General features: G+C 40.5%; 23 protein-coding genes. 7 read left to right on the top strand and 16 right to left on the bottom strand.

Going from position 1 to position 25,493, the window contains the following annotated elements; all coding sequences use genetic code 11:
- Positions 1-31 precede the first annotated feature (31 nt).
- From PESP_RS08985 to seqA, 7 genes are all read right to left on the bottom strand, one after another.
- Positions 32-397 carry a DUF805 domain-containing protein gene (locus PESP_RS08985; protein WP_089347731.1) on the bottom strand — a complete coding sequence of 122 codons (366 nt, stop codon included), beginning with the start codon at positions 395-397 and terminating at the stop codon, positions 32-34.
- A gap of 139 nt (positions 398-536) precedes the next feature.
- Positions 537-2,159, bottom strand: coding sequence for a dihydrolipoyllysine-residue acetyltransferase (locus tag PESP_RS08990; RefSeq protein WP_089347732.1), 1,623 nt, complete (start codon positions 2,157-2,159; stop codon positions 537-539).
- 8 nt (positions 2,160-2,167) lie between these two features.
- The gene (locus tag PESP_RS08995; RefSeq protein WP_089347733.1) at positions 2,168-3,145 is read right to left on the bottom strand and encodes an alpha-ketoacid dehydrogenase subunit beta; all 978 of its coding nucleotides are present in this window, start codon (positions 3,143-3,145) and stop codon (positions 2,168-2,170) included.
- Positions 3,145-4,359, bottom strand: coding sequence for a thiamine pyrophosphate-dependent dehydrogenase E1 component subunit alpha (locus tag PESP_RS09000; protein ID WP_089347734.1), 1,215 nt, complete (start codon positions 4,357-4,359; stop codon positions 3,145-3,147). The genes PESP_RS08995 and PESP_RS09000 overlap by 1 nt, the downstream gene beginning before the upstream one ends.
- A 265-nt stretch (positions 4,360-4,624) precedes the next feature.
- Positions 4,625-5,677: a succinylglutamate desuccinylase gene (astE, locus tag PESP_RS09005; RefSeq protein ID WP_089347735.1), complete on the bottom strand. Its 1,053-nt coding sequence runs from the start codon at positions 5,675-5,677 to the stop codon at positions 4,625-4,627.
- A gap of 80 nt (positions 5,678-5,757) precedes the next feature.
- Positions 5,758-7,395, bottom strand: coding sequence for a phosphoglucomutase (alpha-D-glucose-1,6-bisphosphate-dependent) (gene pgm / locus PESP_RS09010; RefSeq protein ID WP_089347736.1), 1,638 nt, complete (start codon positions 7,393-7,395; stop codon positions 5,758-5,760).
- 10 nt (positions 7,396-7,405) lie between these two features.
- The gene (seqA, locus tag PESP_RS09015; protein ID WP_089347737.1) at positions 7,406-7,981 is read right to left on the bottom strand and encodes a replication initiation negative regulator SeqA; all 576 of its coding nucleotides are present in this window, start codon (positions 7,979-7,981) and stop codon (positions 7,406-7,408) included.
- Positions 7,982-8,200: 219 nt separating this feature from the next.
- Here seqA and PESP_RS09020 point away from each other — a divergent pair, with 219 nt between their 5' ends.
- The 5 genes from PESP_RS09020 (at position 8,201) to fur (ending at position 10,738) form a co-directional block, all read left to right on the top strand.
- Complete coding sequence (locus tag PESP_RS09020; protein ID WP_089347738.1) at positions 8,201-8,968, top strand: alpha/beta fold hydrolase; 768 nt, start codon at positions 8,201-8,203, stop codon at positions 8,966-8,968.
- A 95-nt stretch (positions 8,969-9,063) separates the two neighbouring features.
- A complete protein-coding gene (locus PESP_RS09025; protein ID WP_089347739.1) occupies positions 9,064-9,285 on the top strand; it encodes a DUF2788 domain-containing protein in 222 nt (73 codons plus the stop codon).
- A 2-nt stretch (positions 9,286-9,287) separates the two neighbouring features.
- Positions 9,288-9,566: a LexA regulated protein gene (gene ybfE / locus PESP_RS09030; protein ID WP_004586673.1), complete on the top strand. Its 279-nt coding sequence runs from the start codon at positions 9,288-9,290 to the stop codon at positions 9,564-9,566.
- A gap of 14 nt (positions 9,567-9,580) precedes the next feature.
- Positions 9,581-10,108 carry a flavodoxin FldA gene (gene fldA, locus PESP_RS09035; RefSeq protein ID WP_089347740.1) on the top strand — a complete coding sequence of 176 codons (528 nt, stop codon included), beginning with the start codon at positions 9,581-9,583 and terminating at the stop codon, positions 10,106-10,108.
- A 186-nt stretch (positions 10,109-10,294) separates the two neighbouring features.
- A complete protein-coding gene (fur, locus tag PESP_RS09040) occupies positions 10,295-10,738 on the top strand; it encodes a ferric iron uptake transcriptional regulator (protein ID WP_089347741.1) in 444 nt (147 codons plus the stop codon).
- 154 nt (positions 10,739-10,892) lie between these two features.
- On the opposite strand, the gene glnS is transcribed toward fur, so the two are convergent.
- Entirely contained in the window at positions 10,893-12,554 is a 1,662-nt protein-coding gene (gene glnS, locus PESP_RS09045) for a glutamine--tRNA ligase (protein ID WP_089347742.1), read from the bottom strand.
- A 208-nt stretch (positions 12,555-12,762) separates the two neighbouring features.
- On the opposite strand from glnS, the gene PESP_RS09050 reads away from it, so the two are divergent.
- Positions 12,763-13,833 carry a DUF3083 family protein gene (locus PESP_RS09050; RefSeq protein WP_089347743.1) on the top strand — a complete coding sequence of 357 codons (1,071 nt, stop codon included), beginning with the start codon at positions 12,763-12,765 and terminating at the stop codon, positions 13,831-13,833.
- A 62-nt stretch (positions 13,834-13,895) separates the two neighbouring features.
- On the opposite strand, the gene sucD is transcribed toward PESP_RS09050, so the two are convergent.
- From sucD to sdhC, 8 genes are all read right to left on the bottom strand, one after another.
- The gene (gene sucD, locus PESP_RS09055) at positions 13,896-14,768 is read right to left on the bottom strand and encodes a succinate--CoA ligase subunit alpha (RefSeq protein ID WP_089347744.1); all 873 of its coding nucleotides are present in this window, start codon (positions 14,766-14,768) and stop codon (positions 13,896-13,898) included.
- Positions 14,768-15,934: an ADP-forming succinate--CoA ligase subunit beta gene (sucC, locus tag PESP_RS09060; RefSeq protein WP_004586679.1), complete on the bottom strand. Its 1,167-nt coding sequence runs from the start codon at positions 15,932-15,934 to the stop codon at positions 14,768-14,770. The genes sucD and sucC overlap by 1 nt, the downstream gene beginning before the upstream one ends.
- Positions 15,935-16,111: 177 nt before the next feature.
- A complete protein-coding gene (odhB, locus tag PESP_RS09065) occupies positions 16,112-17,632 on the bottom strand; it encodes a 2-oxoglutarate dehydrogenase complex dihydrolipoyllysine-residue succinyltransferase (RefSeq protein ID WP_089347745.1) in 1,521 nt (506 codons plus the stop codon).
- A 3-nt stretch (positions 17,633-17,635) separates the two neighbouring features.
- Positions 17,636-20,455 (bottom strand): 2-oxoglutarate dehydrogenase E1 component, encoded by a 2,820-nt coding sequence (sucA, locus tag PESP_RS09070; RefSeq protein ID WP_089347746.1) that lies wholly within the window; start codon positions 20,453-20,455, stop codon positions 17,636-17,638.
- 89 nt (positions 20,456-20,544) lie between these two features.
- Positions 20,545-21,261, bottom strand: coding sequence for a succinate dehydrogenase iron-sulfur subunit (locus PESP_RS09075; RefSeq protein ID WP_004586682.1), 717 nt, complete (start codon positions 21,259-21,261; stop codon positions 20,545-20,547).
- A gap of 10 nt (positions 21,262-21,271) precedes the next feature.
- Complete coding sequence (sdhA, locus tag PESP_RS09080) at positions 21,272-23,044, bottom strand: succinate dehydrogenase flavoprotein subunit (RefSeq protein ID WP_089347747.1); 1,773 nt, start codon at positions 23,042-23,044, stop codon at positions 21,272-21,274.
- The gene (gene sdhD / locus PESP_RS09085; protein WP_004586684.1) at positions 23,045-23,392 is read right to left on the bottom strand and encodes a succinate dehydrogenase, hydrophobic membrane anchor protein; all 348 of its coding nucleotides are present in this window, start codon (positions 23,390-23,392) and stop codon (positions 23,045-23,047) included.
- Positions 23,383-23,760, bottom strand: coding sequence for a succinate dehydrogenase, cytochrome b556 subunit (sdhC, locus tag PESP_RS09090; protein WP_084554498.1), 378 nt, complete (start codon positions 23,758-23,760; stop codon positions 23,383-23,385). The genes sdhD and sdhC overlap by 10 nt, the downstream gene beginning before the upstream one ends.
- Before the next feature lie 415 nt (positions 23,761-24,175).
- On the opposite strand from sdhC, the gene PESP_RS09095 reads away from it, so the two are divergent.
- The gene (locus PESP_RS09095) at positions 24,176-25,462 is read left to right on the top strand and encodes a citrate synthase (RefSeq protein ID WP_089347748.1); all 1,287 of its coding nucleotides are present in this window, start codon (positions 24,176-24,178) and stop codon (positions 25,460-25,462) included.
- Positions 25,463-25,493 lie beyond the last annotated feature (31 nt).

Raw genomic sequence — 25,493 nt, forward strand, 5'->3', positions numbered from 1 at the left:
ATTGCTGAGCTTTTTAATGTATGACGTTTTGTTATACGGAAGCAGGCTCAGCTGCTAATTCTTTTGGATTAGGGCCATAATCGTTCTCACCTTCATGTGAGTCCTGTGCTAAAAACACAATTAAGATTATCCAACCAATAATTGGCACTATCCAAAGTAGCTGCCACCAACCAGAACGACCCGTATCATGAAGACGACGAGCACCGGCACTTAATTGCGGTATTAACAGTGCCAAGCTATATATTGTTCCAACCACAGCTACACCCATCAGCTCATCAACCACTCCCAGTACTAAAGCGATTAAAAAGTTGATTAAGTAAAACATCCAAAATGCTTTGCGACGATTACGCCCTGAGAAATCAGCGTAGCTGCGCAGCGCGTTCATATAATGTTCCATAACAGTTCCTTAGTGTTTATTTTTATATTCCCTTGCGGGTTAATTTCATTACTTTTTAGTAACATTTGTATCTTAATTAAAAACAGCCCGCTTTAAAACAAAAAACCAGCAAATTGCTGGTTTTTTATAAGTTTAATTTTTAGCTCATTGCCATCATCATCGCCGATGGGTTTTCAAGATACGATTTCCATAAATTATTAAAACGCGCAATGGTGCCCCCATCAATAACACGGTGATCGCCCGACCAACTAACTTGCATAATTGCTCTACTTACAACTTGGCCGCTTTCATCAAAACGCGGTAAGTGCTGTAACTTACCCAAAGCCACAATAGCAACTTCTGGTTTATTGATGATAGGCGTTGCAATAGTGCCACCAATTGCCCCTATGTTAGAGATGCTGATAGTCCCACCTTTTAAATCATCAGGTGCTACTCGCCCTTCTCGTGCGGCATTCGTTAAATTAGTTAGGTTATTTGCTACATCAACAATGCTTTTACTTTGGCACGATTTAATATTAGGCACTAACAACCCAATTTTAGAGTCAACTGCAATACCAATATTATGATCGTCATAATAGGTAATCTCTGAGCAATCATCGTTCACTTTTGAATTAAGTACGGGGTACTCTTTCATAGCAAGTGACAGTGCCTTTATAAAAAACGGCATCATGGTGAGTTTGACACCTTGCGCTTTATATTGCTCTTTTAAACTTCCTCGTAAACTAATTAGCTCAGTTAGGTCTATTTCATCACTAAACGTGAAATGCGGAATAGTTGAGACAGACGCAACCATTTGCTTAGCCATAGCCGCTTTAATGCCTTTAATTGGCTCAACACGTGTGCCACCAACCTGAGAATGTTTTAAAGCAGGCGCTTTATTTTGAGCTGTATTATTTTCAGGAGCACTATTAAGTGGCGAAGTATCAATTGTGTTAGGTACCTCTCCTTTAATAAACTCTTCTATGTCTTGCTTATAAATACGCCCATTTTTACCACTGCCTGGTACACATGTTAAATCAACATCAAGCTCGCGCGCTTTGCGCCTAACAGCAGGCGATGCAACCGCTTTTTTGTTTATCACTTTATCAGCTTGCTTTGCATTGGTGGCTAACGGTTTTTCAGCCGCTTTTGACTGCGCTTTTACAACCGCTTCATTGACATCCACACTTGGCTTTTGAGCACTGCCTGCAATAGTCATTTGAAATAGCGGGCTATGTACTTTCGCAATTTCCCCTTTTTGATAATAAAGTTTTTGCACTGTACCCGTATATTTAGCTGGAATTTGTACCAAAGCTTTGTCGGTCATTACATCACAAACAGCTTGGTCTTCTTCTATTTCATCACCTTCTGCAACTAACCAATCAACAATTTCACATTCAACAATGCCTTCACCAATATCTGGTAAAATAAAGTCCTCTACTTGTTCATTATTTTGTAGAGAATTAGCTTGCGTGCTTTGCTCAATATTGTTGGTGTCAGCGCTAGAAGATGTATCAGGTTTTTGATCATTAGAAGCCACTTCCCCTGCTACATCCATAGCAAATAAAGGCGCATGTACTTTAGCTATTTCACCTTTTTGATAGTACAAAGTGGTTATCACACCATCGTGCACAGCAGGAATCTGCACTAGCGCTTTATCTGTCATTACATCACAGATAGGCTGATCTTCACTTACCGTGTCGCCCTCTTGCACTAACCATTCAACCACTTCGCATTCAACAATGCCTTCACCAATATCGGGTAATATAAAATCTTTAGCCATGGTATCCCCTAAAAATCCATTGATTGTTTAATTGCGGCCATTACTTTTAGTGCATCAGGCACGTACTCTTTTTCAAGTGCTAATGGATATGGCGTATCTAAACCACATACTCGCATAATAGGTGACTCTAAATGCAGGAAGCATTCTTGCTGAATTGTTGCCGCAATTTCAGCGCCAAATCCGTTTGTAATAGGCGCTTCGTGGCTAACAATTAAACGACCCGTTTTAGTAACCGATTTAGCAATGGTTTCTACATCCCACGGTAAAATACTTCTAAGGTCAATAACCTCACAGCTAATACCCTGCTCACTTGCTTGTTTAGCAGTTTGTTCAACAATTTCCATTTGTGCGCCCCAGGCAAGTAAAGTGACATCAGTCCCTTGTTGTACAACCTCTGCTTTACCAAGCTCTATGCTGTAATCTTCTTCAGGTACCTCGCCTGTAGAGGCGCGATATAAACGTTTTGGCTCAAAGAAAATGACAGGGTTGTCATCTTTAATACAGGCACGTAATAGCCCTTTTGCTTGATACGGGTTACGCGGTACCACAATTTTTAAGCCCGGTGTATGAGCAAAGTACGCTTCTGGCGATTGCGAGTGATATAACCCACCTGCAATACCGCCACCGTAAGGGGTACGAATAGTTAAATTACCAACGTTAAATTCGTTACCGCTGCGGTATCTAAATTTCGCAGATTCATTCACAATTTGATCAAACGCTGGGAATATATAATCAGCAAATTGTATTTCTGCTAAAGCGGGCGCGCCAAAGGCTGCTAAACCGTTAGCAAAACCTAAAATGCCTTGCTCAGTTAAGGGGGTATTAAAAACACGGTGCTTGCCGTATTTTTCTTGTAAGCCCGATGTTGCTCTAAACACCCCACCAAAGTAACCGACATCCTCACCAAACACACACGCTTGCGGGTGCTCTTGCATGGTTATATCAAGGGCTGAGTTAATTGCATGTAGCATATTCATTTTAGCCATTACTTGATTCTCCCTGCGGTGATTGGGTATGCATCAGGATGCTGTTTTATGTGTGCTTTTAAATCATCATACTGGCGGACAAGTGACGGAATGGGTGTATCGTACACATCAGAAATAAGCGCTTCTAACGCTGGCTTTTGTACTTTTTCTGCGCGTTTAAGGGCGGCTAATATATCTTCGCGTATGGCCTCTTTTGCCTTAGCGTCATCTTCTTCGTTTAACCAGTCTTGTTTAATTAGCCACTTTTTAAATTTATCAATTGGGCACACTTTGTGATTGGCTTCTTCATCTTTTGAGCGGTAACCACTTGGGTCATCCGATGTTGAATGCGCGCCTAAACGATACGCAATAGATTCAATAAGCACAGGCTCACCGTGTGTAGATGCTATTTCTCGTGCCTTTTGAGTGGCTGCAAATACCGCAAGTGCATCTGAGCCATCTACACGAATTGTTTTAATACCGTAGCCCACACCGCGAGAAGCAATGCCATCACCTTTAAATTGCTCATCAGCAGGCGTAGAAATCGCGTAGCCATTATTACGTGCAAAAAATATAACAGGCGCTTTATGCACCGCTGCCATATTTAAACCCGCATGAAAGTCACCTTCCGACGCCGCACCTTCACCAAAATAACAAATAGTGACGTTATCAATCGGGCTTTCAAGCTCACCGCTTTTGGCATCAATATGTTTTACTTTTTGCCCGTAAGCATACCCTGTGGCCTGTGGAATTTGCGTACCAAGGGGAGATGAAATGGTCATATAGTTTAATTCTTTTGACCCATAATGAATTGGCATTTGGCGACCTTTGCCTAAATCTAATTCATTAGAAAACATCTGATTCATAAACTGATCAAGGGTAAATCCTCGGTAATGCAATGCAGCTTGCTCACGGTATTGCGCCATTATCATATCGTCTTGATCAAGTGCTGCAGCAGAGGCCGTAACGGCAGCTTCTTCGCCTAAACATTGCATGTAAAAACTTACGCGGCCTTGACGTTGAGCCCCTTGCATACGCTCATCAAGTAAGCGAATAAAGCGCATGGTTTCGTATAATTTAATTGCCGTGTTTTTTGATATATCGGGTGCGGTTGCACTAGGATGAATGTCGCCGTCCTCAGTTAAAATACTAAGGGTTGGAATAGTTAGCGCATGACCGTCGATAAACGTAAGGTCGTGGTTAATATTCAGCGATACGTTATTGGGATTACTCATAACCTACCTTCTTTTGTTGTCAGTTATACAGCGCCCCCTTTAGATTATTATTATGGGTGAAGCTTGCGAATAAACTTTGCAGCATCTGCACTGTATTTAATTAAAGCTGCCACCACCTTACGTTAACGTAAGATGTTATTCAACAAGTCTAAGACGAAACAAAAATAAAATAAGCTTACAAACATGGAAAGTTAACTGTACGCAATTATTTGTTAAATAAAAACATACAGTTAAAAATATGGAGGTTGTGGTCTGATGAGTTGTATTAGACGAAATTACTATCTATTTGCATAGGTACGACTGTTAATAATGCTCTTTGTCCTAGTGCAACTTTTGCATTAGGGAAAATAATTGCTTCACCTTCAACATCAGCCACATAAGAAGTGTCGCCGTCTTTAGCTAACAGCTCACCTTTTGCAAAGCCTGTAAAGTTCTCTGCATCGTCTGAAAAAGTAAAGCTAAAGTCTTCTTGCGTTCTGTTAATGGTTCGGTGCACAGAAAACAGCTCAAAGTCTTTTGCATTAAATTGCGGGTATTCAACTTCATTTTGACTAATTAATGCAGTAAGCGTTTGCTTAGTTTTAGCAAAACGGGTCATATCGTTTTCGCCAAACGGCTTTACTTGTCCAAGTTCAACAGTAAACGAGTCAGCACCGTGCACAAATGAAGAATAGTAACTAAACGTAGTTGCAGGCGACTTCATCATTAAAACAGTATTAACACCACAGCTTAATAAAAACTGTAATTGGGATTTTTTCCACGGTTTACCATGTAAAAATGGATAAACAGCAAACTTTTCGTTTTTAGAGCCGCGAATTGCCGTGTGTAAATCGTAATGAAAGCGTGCGCTTTGTGCATTACCGCGATCAAAAAAATCACTCACGTATTGCTCAAGCTTAGCAGCGCGAACACGCTCATCGTTCATAGGCGTGCCATCTACGGTGTGGTGACCATTAAACAAGCGATTTAAATTTTCTTCAACAAAACGTAAACCTATATTTATTGATTTAGGATTACCGTAAATAAATAACACGCGTTGCGCCAGCTCAAGTTCGCCACTTATAATTTGCTTTATTAGCGAGTCACAAATTTCTATTGGTGCCGTTTCGTTACCGTGCACTGCACTAGAAAGCACAACGTCTTTTGTGGTTGTAACACGTGGTTGAAACTCAATCACACCCGTATCATGAATGGTTACGCGAGTGCCATTTTCTAAAGCAAATTCACTGGCCTCTAAATGCCACTCATTATTACGACTAAGCGTTAAGAAATCGCCGGTATTTTTTAATTCATTTAAATAATCTGGTTTGGCTAACATGATAAGCCCTTTTAATTGTGTGAGAGGTACAAACGAAAACGGCTGAATAAATCAGCCGTTTTTAAATAGTTTAAGTAGGGTTAGCTGATCACAGAATCAACTAATTGTTTAGCTTCTTTTTCAAGAAGTGCTAAATGTTCTTCACCTTTGAAAGACTCAAGATAAATTTTATAAATATCTTCAGTACCTGATGGACGAGCGGCAAACCAGCCGTTTTCAGTCACTACTTTTAAACCACCAATGGCTGCGTCGTTACCTGGCGCATGCGTAAGCTTTTGTAAAATTGGCTCACCTGCTAAGGTATCCGCTTTTACATCACTTGCACTGAGTGCTTTTAAACGCGATTTTTGAGCGCTGCTTGCTGGCGCATCTAATCGTTTATAAAGTGGTGAACCAAACTCTTGCTCAAGCTCTTTATAAAGCACTGAAGGTGTTTTACCTGTAACAGCTAAAATTTCTGCTGCAAGTAGCCCCATAATAAAGCCGTCTTTATCTGTACACCACACGGTGCCATCAAAACGTAAAAATGCAGCACCGGCACTTTCTTCGCCGCCAAAAGCAAGTTTTCCTTTATTTAAGCCCTCAACAAACCATTTAAAGCCTACCGGTACTTCTTTTACTTTGCGCTCATTACGCGCAACTACTCGGTCAATCATAGAGCTAGAAACAAGGGTTTTACCAATTTCTACGCTGCTATCCCAATCACGGTGCTTTAATAGGTAATCAATCGCTACCGCTAAAAAGTGATTAGGGTTCATTAAACCATCGGGTGTCACAATACCGTGGCGGTCGTAATCAGGGTCATTACCAATAGAAATATCAAAGTCGTCTTTTAGCTTAATTAAGTTAGCCATTGAATATGGTGATGAGCAATCCATACGAATTTTGCCGTCTTTATCAAGTGGCATAAAGGCAAAACGCGCATCAACCGTGTTATTTACCACGGTTAAGTCTAAGTTATACTTTTGCGCTATCACTGGCCAAAAATTAATACCTGAGCCACCAAGTGGATCAATTCCTACTTTAATGCCTGCGTCGCTAATTGCTTTTAAATTAACGATATTTTCCAAGTCATTAATGTAAGGTGTCATTAAATCTTCGTATTTAATAAAGCCTGAACGTGATGCTTTAGCAAACGGGAATAATTCTACTTCTACTAAATCTTCTAATAAAAGTTGATTGGCTCTATCTTCAATCCATTTAGTCACGTCGGTGTCGGCTGGGCCGCCGTTTGGTGGATTATATTTAAAGCCCCCGTCTTCTGGCGGGTTATGCGAAGGTGTAACTACAATGCCGTCAGCTAATTCGTTAGGGTTTAATTTATTATGGCAAACAATAGCATGGCTGATTACAGGCGTTGGTGTGTAATCGTCATTTTGCTGAGTGATAACTTGTACTTCGTTTGCTACTAATACTTCAATTGCTGAATTAAACGCAGCTTCACTTAAAGCGTGGGTATCTTTGCCTAAAAAAAGTGGGCCAAAAATATCATTTTGTTTTCTGTAATCACAAATAGCTTGGGTGATTGCTAAAATATGAGATTCGTTAAATTTAACATCGTACGAGCAGCCACGGTGACCAGACGTACCAAAAGCAACACAGTGCTCTGGGTTTTGTTCTAAGTCTGGCTCATTTAAGTAATAAGCAGAAACCAGTTTTGGTACGTTAACTAAAGTTGAATGTGGCGCAGTTTTCCCAGCACCTGAATGAATAGCCATGTTTATTTCCTTACAAGTAATCGCGAATTTCTTCTGCTTGCTCTGCTGTATAACCTAAGCACAGCGCAACCTCGTGTAGCATCATTTTTTTACGTGTAGTATTTGAATTTGTCATTACCCAATATTCACTATCAGTAATGTTTTTAGGGTTCATACTGCTACCGCTATTTACTAAGTCTTCTTTGCTTGTTGCAAAATAAACGCGGTCACGGCCTTTAATTTCAAGCACCGCGGAAAAATCTTTTTTATGAGTGCGGTAAAAAGCACTTAAAATAAATAAAAACCTGCCCACAACACCCTTTTGCATTGCAAGCTCTTCTTTATTTAGAATATTAAACACATTAGCGTTTGTTTGCTTCACGGGTGTGACAACCTCAGCTTCTTGTGAAGCGTCGGTTTGTGGGGAATCGTCAATATTATCTTGAGAAGCTGTTTCGTTATTTTGATTATTCGCAGCAACGGTTGTGTTGTTGTCACCGTTTAAGTTTAATAAACGACGTAAAATAGTGGATGCGCTTTCGCCAATACTTTGTGTATTGCTAGCAATATACTGATATAACTCGTCGTCTATGTCGATTTGTTTCATGTTGTTCCTGTCATTACGGGCCACATTTTTTCTTTCCACGTGATTATACCCAAACCAAATATAAATGCGAGTTACAACAGGCACTCACACTAACATATCCATTAATTACTAAGCGCTGTTGATTAAACACCCAAAAGCCCAATGTATTAAATAGTAACTGTATTTTTTGCTTTTTTAGCCAATGCTCGGCAAACTAAGCCAAAATTTTAGGAGGTGGTAATGCAATTAAACTATAAACAATACGGCCAAGGCCCTGATGTACTTATAATACATGGCTTATTTGGCTCACTCGAAAACCTCAATGTTATTGCAAAGCCACTGAGCGAACACTTTAAAGTGACCAATATAGACTTGCGTAACCATGGTGCTTCATTTCATAGTGACGAAATGAACTACCCCGCCATGGCTGCTGATATTGTTGAGCTTATGAATTTTTTAAGCATTGAGAAAGCCCATATTATAGGCCACTCAATGGGTGGCAAAGTTGCTATGGAAGTAGCACTTACTCACAGTGATAAGGTTAACAAGTTAGTTGTGCTTGATATTGCCCCTGTGAGTTACCCAGCGCGTCACACACAAATTATTAACGCTTTAAAAGAGGTTGCCAATAGTAACGTAGCCGATAGAAAACAAGCTGATGCAATTATGAGCGAGTATATTAATGAGCTGGGGGTTAGGCAGTTTTTATTAAAAAGCCTAGCTAAAAATGATAAGGGTAATTTTGCATGGCGCTTTAATTTAGATGTGCTTGATAAAAAATATTCGACAATCACCGCCAATGTTAATGAAAACAATTCTTGTTTATGCGATACTTTGTTCATTAAAGGGAATGATTCGGATTACATATTGCCCGAACACCGAGATGAAATAACCAAACGTTTTAAAAATACTCGCGCAAAAATTATACATGGTGCTGGCCATTGGCTACACGCACAAAAACCATTGGCGGTTAATAAGGCTATAAATGACTTTTTAACAGCGCTTTAATGCAATTTTAATCATGTGTTTTTGTTTATGCGTACTAAATTAATGCATATTTATATGCTATAGTACGCGCCGTTTAATTTAAAGGTTATACGTTGATGGTCAGTCAGTTTATTAACGAATTTGATACCCTAGGGTTGTACTTTGGCTTAGCCGGTATTTTTGCATTCATCGGCCTGGCAATTAAAGACGTACTAAATAGTGGTAATGTGCCTAAATTTGGTCGCTACATAGTATGGGGCGTACTTTTTTTAGGGTGTTCTGGCTTTATTGCAAAAGGGCTTATTCAAGTTTTTTGGCAAGGCGCAGGTGTAGGTTAGGCATGGCGAAGTCAGAAACAGATAGAACAACTCCCGATTTATTTGAATACGAAAAGCGCCCAGGCAGGCCTAAAACGAACCCTCTTCCAAGGGATATGCAGTTAAAGGTTAATAAACGTAATCAAATAAAACGAGATAAAGCACGTGGTTTAAAGCGTGTAGAATTTAAAGTTTCATCACAGTTATATCAGGCACTGAGTGATATGGCAGATGCACAAAATATTAGCCGTAGTGCGCTGATTGAAACAATTTTACAAGAAAGATTGGCTATTGATAGATAAAAGGTTTGAAGTCCATGGCAAGTGTAGGCATTTTTTTCGGAAGTGACACAGGTAATACAGAACACGTAGCAAAAATGATCCAAAAAGAATTGGGTAAAAAGCTTGTGGCTGTACACGATATTGCAAAAAGCTCTAAAGAAGAGATTGCAGAATTTGATTTGATCTTATTCGGCATCCCAACTTGGTACTACGGTGAAGCACAATGTGATTGGGATGACTTTTTCCCTGAGCTTGAAGAAGTAGACTTTGAAGGTAAATTAGTAGCAATTTTTGGTTGTGGTGACCAAGAAGACTACGCAGAATACTTTTTAGATGCGATGGGTATGATTAACGATATTGTTACTGAACGTGGCGCTATTGTTGTTGGCCATTGGTCTAGCGAAGGTTATGACTTTGAAGCATCTAAAGGCATGGCTGATGATGCTCACTTTGTTGGCCTTGGTATTGATGAAGACCGTCAACCAGAATTAACTGAGCAACGCGTTAAAGCATGGTGCGCACAAGTATACGACGAAATGTGCTTAAGCGAATTAGCTGACTAACCTCCCCCCTTTGTCGCTAACTGTTTAAATAATTATCAAACAGTTAGCGAATTTAAATTTAATAACAAAATTGATCAATTGTTCTTTGCACTCCGTGCTTAGGCACGTTATTCTTGTTATTGCTAATGTGTCGTGTACATCTGTAAGAGATGTCTAGTATAAACAAACAAATTTGAGACAGATTTAATGACTGATCATAACTTGGAACTTAAAAAAGCCGGTTTAAAAGTAACTTTACCGCGTATTAAAATTTTAGAAATTTTACAATCTCCAGATAACCAACACATCAGCGCTGAAGATGTATATAAAATTCTATTAGATTTAGGTGAAGAAATTGGTCTTGCGACTGTTTACCGCGTATTAAACCAATTTGATGACGCAGGCATTGTAAGCCGTCACCACTTTGAAGGTGGAAAGTCAGTATTCGAACTTTCTGGCAGCACTCACCACGATCACTTAGTGTGTTTAAAATGTGGCAAGGTTGTAGAGTTTGAAGACGATTTAATTGAACGTCGCCAGTTAGAAATAGCTGAAGAGAACGGTATAACGCTAACAAACCACTCTTTATATTTATACGGTGAGTGTAAAGACAAAGAAGCGTGCAAAGCATTTAGCGATGCAAATAGCTAATAGCGCTTTTTAAGTTATAAAAAAAACCTGCAATTGCAGGTTTTTTTGTGTTTAAAATTTAGTGTTTAACACTGAGTGCTTAACCACACAATTTAATACCAATTTGCAATAATAATTAATTACGCAAATTGGTATTATAAAACGTTATGAAGCGTTACTTGTTAATTTTAGCCCAAGAGTCTCTTAAGCCAACCGTTTGGTTAAATACTAAGGCTTCTGATTTTGTATCGCGAGCAAAATAACCCGTACGCTCAAACTGGAAACCTTGCGCAGGCTGTGCACTTGCAAGTGACGCTTCAAGCTTGGCGTTTTCAAGTACCACAAGTGAATCTGGGTTTAACGTTGTTTCAAACTCTTCTGCCGCTGCTGGGTTTGGCACATTGAATAAACGGTCGTACAAACGCACTTCGCCAGTTACCGACTCAGGAGCAGATACCCAATGGATAACCCCTTTTACTTTGCGGCCGTCACTTGGATTTTTGCCTAAAGTTTCAGGGTCATAGCTACAGAAAATAGTGGTAATTTCACCATTTTCATCTTTTTCTACACGATCAGCCTTAATTACGTAAGCACCACGTAAACGCACTTCTTTATCGAGTACTAAGCGTTTAAACTTATTATTAGCCTCTTCACGGAAGTCTTCACGCTCTATGTATAGCTCACGTGTGAATGGTACGTCACGACGCCCCATCTCTTCTTTATTTGGGTGATTAGCTACAGATAAGGTTTCAACTTTGTCAGCTTCGTAGTTTTCAATAACCACTTTCACTGGATCAAGTACAGCCATGGCGCGCGGCGCGTTTTCGTTTAAATCATCACGAATACAGGCTTCAAGCATTCCCATTTCAACCATGTTTTCTTGCTTGGTTACACCAATGCGTAAGCAGAACTCACGAATTGAAGCTGGGGTATAACCACGACGACGTAAACCGGCAATGGTAGGCATACGCGGGTCATCCCACCCTTCTACAAAATTATTTACCACTAAGTCATTTAGCTTACGCTTAGACATAATTGTGTATTCAAGGTTTAAACGAGAAAACTCAATTTGTTGTGGATGACACTCAAGGCTAATGTTATCAAGCACCCAGTCATATAAACGACGGTTGTCTTGAAACTCTAGCGTACATAAAGAGTGTGTAATACCCTCTAGCGCATCAGAAATACAATGCGTAAAGTCGTACATTGGGTAAATACACCACTTATCACCTGTTTGGTGGTGGTGAGCAAAACGAACACGGTAAATAATTGGATCGCGTAGCACCATAAATGAGCTCGCCATATCAATTTTAGCACGCAGAACACACTCGCCTTCTTTGAATTCACCAGCGCGCATTTTTTCAAATAAGGCTAGGTTTTCTTCAACTGAAGTGTCACGGTATGGGCTATTTTTACCCGGCTCTTTTAACGTTCCACGGTACTCGCGTGCTTGGTCGGCTGTTAAAAAACAAACGTAAGCTAACCCTTTTTCAATAAGCTCTACAGCATAGCCGTATAATGTATCAAAGTAGTTTGACGAATACTTAATGTCGCCAGTCCAGTTAAAGCCTAACCACTGAACGTCTTCTTTGATTGAATTAACGTAGTTAATATCTTCTTTTTCTGGGTTTGTATCATCAAAACGTAGGTTACATAAACCATCGTAATCTTTTGCGATACCAAAATTCAAACAAATTGATTTTGCATGGCCAATATGTAAAAAGCCATTTGGTTCAGGAGGAAAACGGGTATGCGTAGTCGCATGTTTTCCACTTGCTAAATCTTCATCAATTCGGGTTCTAATAAAGTTACTTGGGCGATTCTCAATTTCCGCCATAGGAGTGCGATCCTCTGAATATTTGTGATAACAAAACTAATGCATTATTACAAAAACAAACACTAACATACAGCACTAGATGCGCCTTTATTCTAGTTATTGTGGCAATGTTGCATTAGTTTATTGCTAAAAATTGTTTTAGCGCAATATTTGAGTCATCAAAGCATTTTATAGTATCTGAACTTAAGCTCATTAAAAGGATTCGACGATGGCAAGTTCTACCCAACACCGAGTATATATTGCGACCAACGCACGTGCTAACCACTATTTACTCGCTGAAATTACACCTAAAGAAACATTCTATAACAGCTTTAATAATATAGATTGCTGCTATGAGCGCATTGCTAAGCAACTCTTTGCAAGCTGTGATGAATACGAATTACATAATGTACATGTATTGGCCAATGATAAGTTACCTGTTGTGCGCTTTCATGACGAGGCGTATCAATTAGAAACAGCAAAGCAGATGTTATTTTTTTATAACCCTCGCTATCACGAGGCCCATAAACTTCATTACACTTCACAAGTAAAAAGTAAAAAAATCCGTTTATTGTTTTTAGCAACCGGAGAAGATTTAAGAGCAAGCTCAGCGCAATTTCATTCTCGTGTTCAAAAAGTGTTGGATAACTTACAAACTCAATTATTTATTGAGCAACCTCAATTTAAATTACGAGACCATCAACATTTAACATACGATTTATTCGCTAAAAGTAAGGGCTGTAATCAAAGCTATGGCTACAAATTAAGAAGCCTTTACCCAAGGTATTTAGCACGTAACTGTAAAATACCAGCTAAGCACGCAGAAATGACTTACGCGACCTTCTCTATTCCTGTTTCACGAGCTATTAAAACACAATTTCAAAGCTTAATTAATAACAATAATTACAGCGAGTTTTATAATTACTTTGCTCAAGCTTTTGAAGCTACTTGTAAAAACAATGGGCTGACTCACGGTGCTATGGTTGCAAATGGGGCAATACCCATAATACGAAATAGAAAAATAGATAAAACGCAGGGAAATAGCGAATTACAAAAGTTAAGCTTTGATACAGAGGATGAATCAACACAACTAACTATTTTTTTCGATGGAGCAAAGCTTGTTGAAACACTCCATTTTGTTATTGTTGCAAGCCAAAAAGATAAGCACGAAATGGGCTACGGGCGCTTTATGAATCAAGTAGAAAAGGCAATTCATGTACTGTGCTCAGAGCTTGCTATAAATAAAGAACGACAAGATTTATTAGTGCGGTTTTTTCAGCATATTAGTTATCCGTACTAATTTGTAAATTAATAACAAAAAGGCTCGCAAATGCGAGCCTTTTTAAAGATTAACAGTACTGATTACCAGCCTGTTTTCTCTTTAAGTGCTTTACCGATATCAGCAAGTGAACGTACAGTTTGTACGCCAGCAGCTTCTAGTGCAGCAAATTTTTCATCAGCAGTACCTTTACCGCCTGCGATGATTGCGCCAGCGTGACCCATACGCTTACCTTCTGGTGCAGTTACACCAGCAATGTAAGAAACAACAGGCTTAGTTACGTTAGCTTTGATGTACTCTGCAGCTTCTTCTTCTGCAGTACCACCAATTTCACCAATCATTACGATTGCTTCAGTTTGTGGGTCTTTTTCGAACATTTCTAAAACGTCGATAAAGTTAGTACCTGGGATTGGATCACCACCAATACCAACACACGTAGACTGACCAAAACCAGCATCTGTAGTTTGCTTAACAGCTTCGTACGTTAAAGTACCAGAGCGAGAAACAATACCTACTTTACCAGGCTTATGGATATGACCAGGCATGATACCAATCTTAGTTTCGCCCGGAGTGATAACACCTGGACAGTTAGGACCGATCATACGAACACCAGAGTTATCAAGCTTAACTTTAACGTCAACCATGTCTAGTGTTGGGATACCTTCAGTGATACAAACGATTAGCTCGATGCCAGCATCAATAGCTTCTAAGATTGCATCTTTACAGAAAGGTGCTGGTACGTAGATAACTGAAGCTGTTGCGCCAGTTTCTTGTACTGCATCACGTACTGTGTTGAATACTGGAAGACCAAGGTGCGTTTGACCGCCTTTACCTGGGCTAACACCACCAACCATTTGTGTACCGTACTCAAGCGCTTGCTCAGAGTGGAAAGTACCTTGGCCACCAGTGAAACCTTGACAGATAACTTTTGTATCTTTATTGATTAATACAGACATTATTTGCCCTCCGCAGCAGCTACAACTTTCTCAGCAGCGTCTGTTAGTGATTCAGCAGCGATGATATCAAGGCCTGAGTTCTTAAGAACGTCACGACCAAGTTCAGCGTTAGTACCTTCTAAACGTACAACTACAGGCACGTTTACACCTACTTCTTTAACTGCGCCAATGATACCTTCAGCAATCATGTCACAACGTACGATACCACCAAAGATGTTAACTAAAACAGCTTTTACGTTATCGTCAGAAAGGATGATTTTGAATGCTTCAGAAACACGTTCTTTAGTTGCGCCGCCACCAACATCTAGGAAGTTAGCTGGCTTGCCGCCGTGTAGGTTTACGATGTCCATAGTACCCATTGCTAGGCCTGCACCGTTAACCATACAACCAACGTTACCGTCTAGTGCTACGTAGTTAAGCTCAAAGCTTGCTGCGTGTGCTTCACGTGCATCTTCTTGAGATGGATCGTGCATTTCACGGATTTTTGGTTGACGGTAAAGTGCATTACCATCGATACCGATTTTGCCGTCAAGACAGTGAAGGTTACCTTCGTCTGTGATTACTAGCGGGTTGATTTCAAGTAGTGCGAAATCAAAATCGTTGAACATGTTGCCAAGACCCATAAAGATCTTAACGAACTGCTTCATTTGTGTAGGGTTAAGACCCAATTTAAAGCCTAACTCACGTGCTTGGTAAGCTTGAGGACCCACTAATGGATCGATTTCAGCTTTGTGAATTAGCTCTGGAGTTTCTTCAGCAACAGTTTCAATTTCAACACCGCCTTCAGTAGACGCCATGAAAACAACTTTGCGAGAAGCACGGTCAACAACTGCACCTAGGTACAATTCGTTAGCGATATCTGTGCAGCTTTCTACTAAAATTTTAGCAACAGGCTGACCATTTTCGTCTGTTTGGTAAGTAACTAAGTTTTTACCTAACCAGTTAGCAGCGAATTCTTTTACTTCTTCGATAGTTTTAACTAGCTTAACACCGCCAGCTTTACCACGGCCACCTGCGTGAACCTGAGTCTTAACAACCCACATATCACCGCCAATTTTTTCGGCAGCTGCTGCAGCTTCTTCAGGTGTATCGCAAGCGAAACCTTGAGAAACTGGTAAACCATATTCGGCAAAAAGTTGTTTTGCCTGATACTCATGCAAATTCATGATGCTTTATCCAATTTTTTATACTAAAAGAGCTGAATATTTATGCAAATAAACAGCTATCCCAAATTGCGCACTTAGTATAGATCCCAAGGCTTAACATGAAAACCCCAGTAACACTAAAGGCGCAAAAAAAAAGCTGTGAATTATCATTCACAGCTTAGATTTCATACAACTAGATTAAACATCTAGCAATAAGCGTGTTGGATCTTCAAGTAACTCTTTAATTGTTACTAAGAAACCAACAGATTCTTTACCATCGATTTGGCGGTGATCGTAAGATAGCGCCAAATACATCATAGGAAGAATTTCAACTTTACCATTTACTGCCATTGGGCGTTCTTGAATTTTGTGCATACCCAAAATTGAAGACTGCGGTAAGTTAATAATAGGGGTAGATAGTAATGAACCAAATACACCACCGTTAGTAATTGTGAAATTACCACCAGTCATATCGTCAAGAGTAAGTTTACCGTCACGACCTTTAAGTGCTAATTCACGAATACCTTTTTCGATTTCAGCAACCGATAACTTATCGCAATCTTTAAGAACTGGTGTAACTAAACCGCGAGGAGTAGAAACAGCAATGCTGATATCAAAGTAATTGTGGTAAACAATATCATCGCCATCAATTGATGCGTTTACATCTGGGAAGCGCTTAAGTGCTTCAGTTACCGCTTTAACATAAAACGACATGAAACCTAAACGAATACCGTGGCGTTTTTCAAACACTTCTTGGTATTGCTTACGAAGATCCATAATTGGCTTCATGTTTACTTCGTTAAACGTTGTTAACATTGCTGTAGAGTTTTTCGCTTCTAATAAACGATTAGCAATGGTTTTACGTAAACGAGTCATAGGTACGCGTTTTTGTGTACGGTCACCCATAGGTGCAGCTGGAGCCGCAGCTTCAGTTTTCTTAGCTGCTGGTGCAGGCGCTTTTAAGAAAGAGTCTACATCTTCTTTAGTTACACGGCCGTTTTTGCCAGTGCCTTTGATTTTAGATGCATCAAGGCCTTTCTCAGCGATTAGACGACGTACAGATGGCGTTAACACATCTGAGCTATCGCTTGAATCACTTGCTGGTGCTTCTTCCGCTTTTGCTGCAGGAGCAGCTGGTGCACCACCTGCTTTAACGTTACCAATTACTTGTTCGCCAAGTACTGTATCGCCTTCAGCGTTTAGTTGCTCACCCATGATACCGTCTTCTTGAGCTACTACTTCAAGAACAACTTTATCAGTTTCAATATCTACCAAGTTTTGGTCGCGAGTTACCGCTTCACCTGGTTGTACATGCCATGTAGCAATTGTTGCGTCTGCAACTGATTCTGGAAGTACAGGTACTTTAATGTCCACTTCTTTACCTTCTGATGCTGGAGCTGATTGCGCCGCCGGCGCGTCTTCTGATTTTTCAGGTGCCGCTTCTTCTTTAGCTGGAGCACTGTCACTTGCTGGTGCTGCATCAGCATCACCAAGTAAACCGATTACTTGATCGCCAAGTACCGTTGCACCTTCTTCTTGTGATATTTCAGTAATTACACCGTCATTTGGTGCTACAACTTCTAAAACCACTTTATCTGTTTCAATGTCTACTAAGTTTTGATCACGGCTAACTTTGTCGCCTACACTTACATGCCATGTAGCAACGGTAGCATCTGCAACCGACTCAGGAAGAACAGGAACTTTAATTTCTGTGCTCATTGCTTATCCTTTATTTTGTATAGTAAGCGCGTCTGCAACGAGCGCTTGTTGTTCTTTAGTATGTACTGACATGTAACCACACGCTGGTGATGCTGACGCTTTACGACCTGCGTAAGTTAATTTAGCACCTTGTGGGATTGCATCAATAAAGTGATGTTGTGAACAATACCATGCACCTTGGTTTTGTGGCTCTTCCTGACACCAAACAAAATCAGTAACGTGTTGGTAACGTTCCATAATCGTGTCCATTTCTGCATGTGGGAACGGGTATAATTGTTCAACACGTACAATAGCAACGTTATCTTGCTCAAGTTTACGGCGCTCTTGTAATAGCTCGTAGTAAACTTTACCACTACAAAATACCACGCGTTCTACTTTCTCAGGGTTAATATCATCGATTTCGTCGATCATATTATGGAAAACACCTTCAGAAAGCTCTTCAAGCGAAGATACAGCAAGTGGGTGACGAAGTAATGATTTTGGAGTCATTACAATCAGTGGACGACGAAGTGGTCTAACTGATTGACGACGAAGCATTGCATATACTTGTGCAGGTGTTGAAGGAACACATACTTGCATATTATGATCGGCACAAAGCTGTAAAAAGCGCTCTAAGCGTGCTGAGCTATGCTCAGGACCTTGGCCTTCATAACCATGTGGTAGCAAACACGTTAAGCCACATAAGCGACCCCACTTTTGCTCACCAGAACTTAAAAACTGGTCAAATACCACTTGTGCACCATTTGCGAAGTCACCAAACTGGGCTTCCCAAAGTACTAATGATGTAGGCTCTGCAGTGGCATAACCGTACTCAAAAGCAAGTACTGCTTCTTCAGACAATACAGAATCGAAAACTTCAAACGTACCTTGTTCTTCACTTAAATTTTGAAGAGGTAGGTAAGTAGAGCCATCTGCCTGGCTGTGAACTACAGCGTGACGGTGGAAGAAAGTACCACGGCCAGAATCTTGACCTGTAAGGCGAATATCTGTGCCTTCAGATGCAATTGTTGCATAAGCTAATGTTTCAGCCATACCCCAATCAAGTGGTTTTTCACCGTTTGCCATCAATTTACGGTCATCGTAAATCTTTTTAACACGCGATTGTGCTTTGTACTGCTCAGGGTATTGTGCAACTTTTTCGCCAAGCGCTTTTAATTGCTCAACGGGTACGCTTGCATCGTAATCAACGCTCCACTCATGGCCAACATATTTTGCCCAATCTGAAGAGTGTGATGTTTCTGGCTGAATTTCTTCAACAACACAATTACCATCATCTAAGCCATTACGGTAGTCATCGGCTAGTGCTTTAATTTCACTTTCAGTGAATGAGCCTTCAGACATAAGTTGATCTGCGTATATTAAACGCGGAACCGCATGTTTTTTAATTTTTTGGTACATAAGAGGCTGTGTTGCGTTAGGCTCATCAGCTTCATTGTGACCATGGCGACGGTAACATACTAAATCGATTACTACGTCACGTTTAAACTGGTTTCTAAAATCAAGTGCTAGTTGTGTAACAAACGCAACAGCCTCTGGATCGTCAGAATTAACATGGAAGATAGGCGACTGAACCATTTTTGCAATGTCAGTACAGTAATCTGTAGAACGTACGTCGTCTTGTTTTGATGTAGTAAAACCAACTTGGTTGTTTACAACAATACGAATACTACCACCACATGAGAAGGCGTTGGTTTGTGACAAGTTAAATGTTTCTTGTACAACACCTTGGCCAGTAATAGCCGAGTCGCCGTGGATAGTGATTGGAAGTGCTTTGCTACCAGAGCTATCACCTAAACGGTCCAAACGTGCTCTTACTGAGCCCATAACTACTGGATTAACAATTTCTAGGTGAGATGGGTTAAACGCAAGCGCCATATGTACATTGCCACCTTTGGTAGCAAAGTCAGATGAGTAACCCATGTGGTATTTAACATCACCTGAACTTAATGTTTCTTTATGTTTACCAGCAAACTCATCAAATAATTCTGATGGATTTTTACCTAAAACATTAACAAGCACATTTAAGCGACCACGGTGAGCCATACCAATAACAGCTTCTTTTTGCCCGCTTTCGCCAGCACGGTGGATAAGTTCTTTAAGCATAGGAACCAACGCATCACCACCTTCCAGTGAGAAACGTTTAGCACCAGGGAACTTTGCACCTAAATATTTTTCAAGACCATCTGCTGCGGTTAATCCTTTAAGGATACGCAGTTTTTCTTCTTTAGAAAAAGTTGGTCGTGATTGAACAGACTCTAAACGCTGTTGTAACCAACGTTTTTCTTCTGTTGATGTGATGTGCATATACTCAGCGCCAATAGAACCACAATATGTGGTTTTAAGTGCTTGGTATAGTTCACCTAAAGGCATAGTATCGCGGCCTACGGCAAACGATCCTACGTTAAATTCGCGGTCAAAATCAGCTTTAGATAGGTCGTGGTATTCTAGCTCTAAATCTCGAACACGCTCTCTCTCCCAAATGCCTAGTGGATCTAGGTTAGCATTTTGGTGTCCTCGAAAGCGGAAAGCATTAATAAGTTGTAGTACTTTAACCTGTTTAAGGTCACCGCCACTACCCTCTGCTACCACTACTTCTCTATGCTTGTTTTTTGCAAGCGCCGCAAACTGTGAACGAACTTCTGAATGTTTTACTTCAACATCCACACCATCTACTTTTGGTAGTTGTTCGAACACTTCTCGCCATTCTTCTGGCACAGAAGTCGCATCATCTAAATACGCTTCATAAAGCTCTTCTACATAAGCAACGTTACCGCCGTTTAAATGTGAAGATTCTAGCCATGCCTTCATCACACCTTCGTGCATTTATAAGCCCTTTTCTTTAGCGCAGAAATTAATAGTTGTCATAACAAGATGGCTAATAAAAATATTAGCCATCTTACGTTACTAAGTGATTAAACCGCGCGGTTTAATAACATAGATTTAATTTGTCCAATTGCTTTGGTCGGGTTAAGACCCTTAGGACAAACGCTAACACAGTTCATGATACTGTGGCAACGGAACACACTGAATGCATCGTCTAGGTCTGCTAAACGTTCTTCAGTTGCCGTATCACGGCTATCAGCCAAGAAACGGTAAGCATGAAGAAGGCCTGCTGGACCAATGAACTTGTCTGGATTCCACCAGAACGAAGGACACGATGTCGAACAACATGCACATAAAATACACTCGTAAAGCCCATCTAATTTGTCACGTTCTTCAATTGACTGAAGACGCTCACCAGCCGCTGGCTGATCATTAATTAGGTATGGTTTAACTTTTTCGTACTGAGTGTAGAACTGACTCATGTCAATAACAAGGTCACGTACCACAGGTAAACCTGGTAAAGGACGAATTACAATTGTACCCTTGCCGCCTTTTTGCAGCGTAGATAGCGGCGTAATACACGCTAAACCATTTTTACCATTCATGTTAACGCCATCAGAGCCACACACGCCTTCACGGCATGAACGACGGAATGATAATGTTGGATCTTGCTCTTTTAAAAGTAAAAGTGCATCCAATACCATCATGTCCTGACCTTCCTCTGTTTGCAAAGTATATTCTTGCATACGAGGTGCGTTATCAACATCCGGATTGTAACGATAAACTGAAAATTGTACTTGTGCCATCGTCTCGCTCCTAGTAGGTACGTGCTTTAGGTGGGAACGCTTCACGCGTCTTAGGCGCGTAGTTTACTTCACGCTTGCTCATTTCATCTGTTACCGGATTAAATACTGAGTGACATAACCAGTTTTCGTCATCACGATCTGGGTAGTCAAAGCGAGAATGTGCACCACGGCTTTCAGTACGGAAGTTTGCAGCTACTGCAGTTGAGTAAGCTGTTTCCATTAAGTTGTCTAGTTCAAGACATTCGATACGCTGCGTGTTGAAGTCTGATGATTTATCATCAAGACGTGCATGCTGCAGACGTTCACGAATTTCTTTAAGCTCTTTAAGACCTGTAGCCATAGAGTCACCTTCACGGAATACCGAGAAGTTAAGCTGCATGCATTGTTGTAGGTCTTTTTTGATTTGAACTGGATCTTCACCCTGGCCAGCCGTTGAATTTTCCCAACGGTTAAAGCGAGCAAGTGACGCATCAATATCAGATGCTGACGGTGCTTTAGTAATTTCAACTTCATTAAGGTATTTACCTAAGAAGTTACCAGCCGCACGGCCAAATACAACTAAATCAAGTAGTGAGTTACCACCTAGACGGTTTGCACCGTGTACAGATACACATGCAATTTCACCAACAGCAAATAAGCCTTCAACTACTTTTTCGTTACCGTTGGCATCGATTTGTAGCGCTTGACCATTTACGTTTGTAGGAACACCACCCATCATGTAATGACAAGTTGGTATTACTGGAATTGGCTCTTTTGCAGGGTCAACGTGTGCAAATGTTTTAGCAAGGTCACATACACCTGGAAGACGTAGATTAAGCGTTTCTTCACCTAAGTGGTCAAGTTTAAGCTTAAGGTGAGGACCCCAAGGACCATCACAACCACGACCTTCACGGATTTCAGTCATCATTGAACGTGCAACAACATCACGAGACGCTAAGTCTTTTGCGTTTGGTGCATAACGTTCCATGAAGCGCTCGCCATCTTTATTTAAAAGATAACCACCTTCACCACGACAACCTTCAGTTACAAGTGTACCTGCACCCGCTATACCCGTTGGGTGGAACTGCCACATTTCCATATCTTGCATAGCAACACCAGCACGGGCTGCCATACCAACGCCATCACCAGTATTAATGTGTGCGTTAGTAGTTGAGGCAAAAATACGCCCTGCACCACCAGTTGCAAGAACAACAGCTTTTGATTTGAAGAAAGTGATCTCACCTGTTTCAATCTCAATTGCAGTACAACCTACTACATCACCGTTATCGTTTTTAACTAAATCAAGTGCATACCACTCAGAGAATACATTTGTTTGGTTTTTAACGTTTTGTTGGTAAAGAAGGTGTAATAAAGCGTGACCAGTACGGTCAGCTGCAGCTGCTGTACGAGCGGCTTGCTCACCACCAAAGTTTTTCGATTGACCACCGAAAGGACGTTGGTAAACACGGCCATTTTCAAAACGAGAAAATGGTAAACCCATGTTTTCTAATTCAGTAATAGCTTCTGGGCCAGTTTGACACATGTATTCAATAGCGTCTTGGTCACCGATAAAATCGGAACCTTTAACGGTATCGTACATATGCCATTCCCAGTTATCTTCGTGTGAATTACCAAGCGCTACTGTAATACCACCCTGTGCTGATACAGTGTGTGAGCGTGTTGGGAATACTTTAGATATTAATGCACACGTTTTGCCAGATTCAGTAATGGCAAGAGCGGCGCGCATACCTGCACCACCTGCACCAATTACTACGGCGTCAAATTCACGAACAGAATATTTCACTTAAACACCCCATAAAACGATTAGACCAATAGCTACGTAAGCAACGGCCATCAGGTTTAATACAAAGCCTAAAACAGCGCGTAGTTTAGCGTTTTTAACGTAGTCCGTTAAAACTTGCCAAAGGCCAATGCGGGTATGAACCATCATGCAAACTAGGGTAATTAAGGTAAAACCCTTCATTGCTAAATTAGAGAAGAGGCCTGTCCAGGCTTCGAAAGTGACTTCTGGCGTTGCTAAAAAATAGCCAATAATAAAAATCGCGTATGCGGTAATTACTAGTGCCGTGGTACGTAAAGATACGAAATCTTGTACACCATCACGTTTAAGAGTTGCTTGATTTAAGACCATATCCACACCCCTGCCAATACGGCAAATACAACGCCAAGTGCCATTGCAATTTTAGCGCTAAGGTTACCTGATTCAAGTTCTTCCCAGTGGCCCATATCCATAATGATGTGACGGATACCACCAATAAGGTGATAACCCAATACAGAAAGTGTGCCCCAAGCTATGAATTTGGCAATGAATCCGCTAAACAGACCCTTGACGAATTCAAAACCTTCAGCTGAAGAAAGAGACTCAGACCAAGCCCAAATGACAAACGTTAAAGCAAAAAATAATGCAACACCGGTGACGCGGTGAAAAATTGATGCTTTAGCCGTTGCCGGCATAGATATAGTTGTTAGATCTAGATTTACAGGTCTTTGCTTTTTCACAGTTACTTGCCCATCTTGCCCACAGTGGAGCTCATCTACTTGTTTTTCTAAAACCCACCAAAATTTCTGGTGGAACTATCAAAGTAAACGTGTCAATACAGCAAAAGTTCACAAAACTGCAAAAATTACGCTGTAAAAATATGTTTACCTAAATACAAAGCGGTTTGAAACCTCCGATAGTATATATACCCAAAGGTTGTTTTACAATTCTTGTTTAGTTAGAGACGTTTGCGAATTAGCCAATAGTATAATATTTAATTAATACCGAATATTTATTATACATATATGCATAATGTTTATAAAAATTGACTTTATACCCCTCTTTCACGTTAAAATGCGAAGATGTGCTTAAAACAAGATTTCAGAACTTTAAAATCTAAAAATCAGAATAGATATCTTAATAGGAGATACATAGATGGCAGATAAAAAAGCCACAGTCCAAATTGATGGGCTAGATCCAATCGAACTTCCAATTTATCAAGGCACTGCTGGCCAAGATGTAATCGACGTACGTACGCTCGGTTCACATGGTCACTTTACTTATGACCCAGGTTTCATGTCGACTGGTTCTTGTGAATCTGCAATCACCTACATTGATGGTGGTAAAGGTGTATTACTTCACCGCGGTTACCCAATTGAGCAATTAGCTGAAGACTCTAACTACATCGAGCTTTGTTACTTACTATTAAATGGTGAGTTACCAACTAAAGAGCAATACGATTCGTTTGCAAAAGAAATCACGCATAACACTATGCTTGACGAAAAAATTGCTAACTTTTTCCAAGGTTTCCGTTTCGACGCTCACCCAATGGCAATGCTATGTGGCGTAGTAGGTGCATTATCTTCTTTCTACCATGAAGATCTTGATATCACTGATGCAAACCAACGTAAAACAAGCGCTGTTAAGCTTGTTGCTAAGCTTCCAACAATTGCTGCGATGGCTTACAAGACAAACATTGGTCAACCGTTTGTATATCCACGCAACGATTTAAGCTATGCAGAAAACTTCCTACATATGATGTTCTCTGTACCTGCTGAAGAATATAAAGTTAACCCAGTGACTGCTAAAGCAATGGATAAAATCTTCATGCTTCATGCAGATCATGAACAAAACGCTTCTACGTCTACAGTACGTTTAGCTGGTTCATCTGGCGCTAACCCATATGCATGTATCGCTGCGGGTATTGCATCTCTTTGGGGCCCTGCTCACGGCGGTGCAAACGAAGCATGTTTAAACATGTTAGAAGAGATTGGTTCAGTTGACCGTATTGATGAATACGTAGCAAAAGCGAAAGACAAAGCTGACCCATTCCGCCTTATGGGCTTTGGTCACCGCGTTTACAAAAACTTCGACCCACGCGCTACAGTAATGCGCCAAACGTGTCACGAAGTTTTAGAAGAGCTTAATATTCAAGATCCACTGCTAGATATTGCAATGAAACTTGAGCAAATTGCACTTGAAGACCCATACTTTGTTGAGAAGAAACTATACCCTAACGTAGATTTCTATTCAGGTATTATCTTAAAAGCGATTGGTATTCCAACAAGCATGTTCACTGTAATCTTTGCAATGGCACGTACTGTTGGTTGGATCACGCATTGGGATGAGATGCTATCTCAACCTGGTCATAAGATCAGCCGCCCACGTCAAATGTACACGGGTTACACTCAACGTGACTTCGTATCTACTGACAAGCGCTAATACGCATTTGTAAGTATTAAAAGGCCGCTTT

Origin of the sequence: Pseudoalteromonas espejiana DSM 9414 (assembly GCF_002221525.1) — a bacterium.
Classification (GTDB): domain Bacteria; phylum Pseudomonadota; class Gammaproteobacteria; order Enterobacterales; family Alteromonadaceae; genus Pseudoalteromonas; species Pseudoalteromonas espejiana.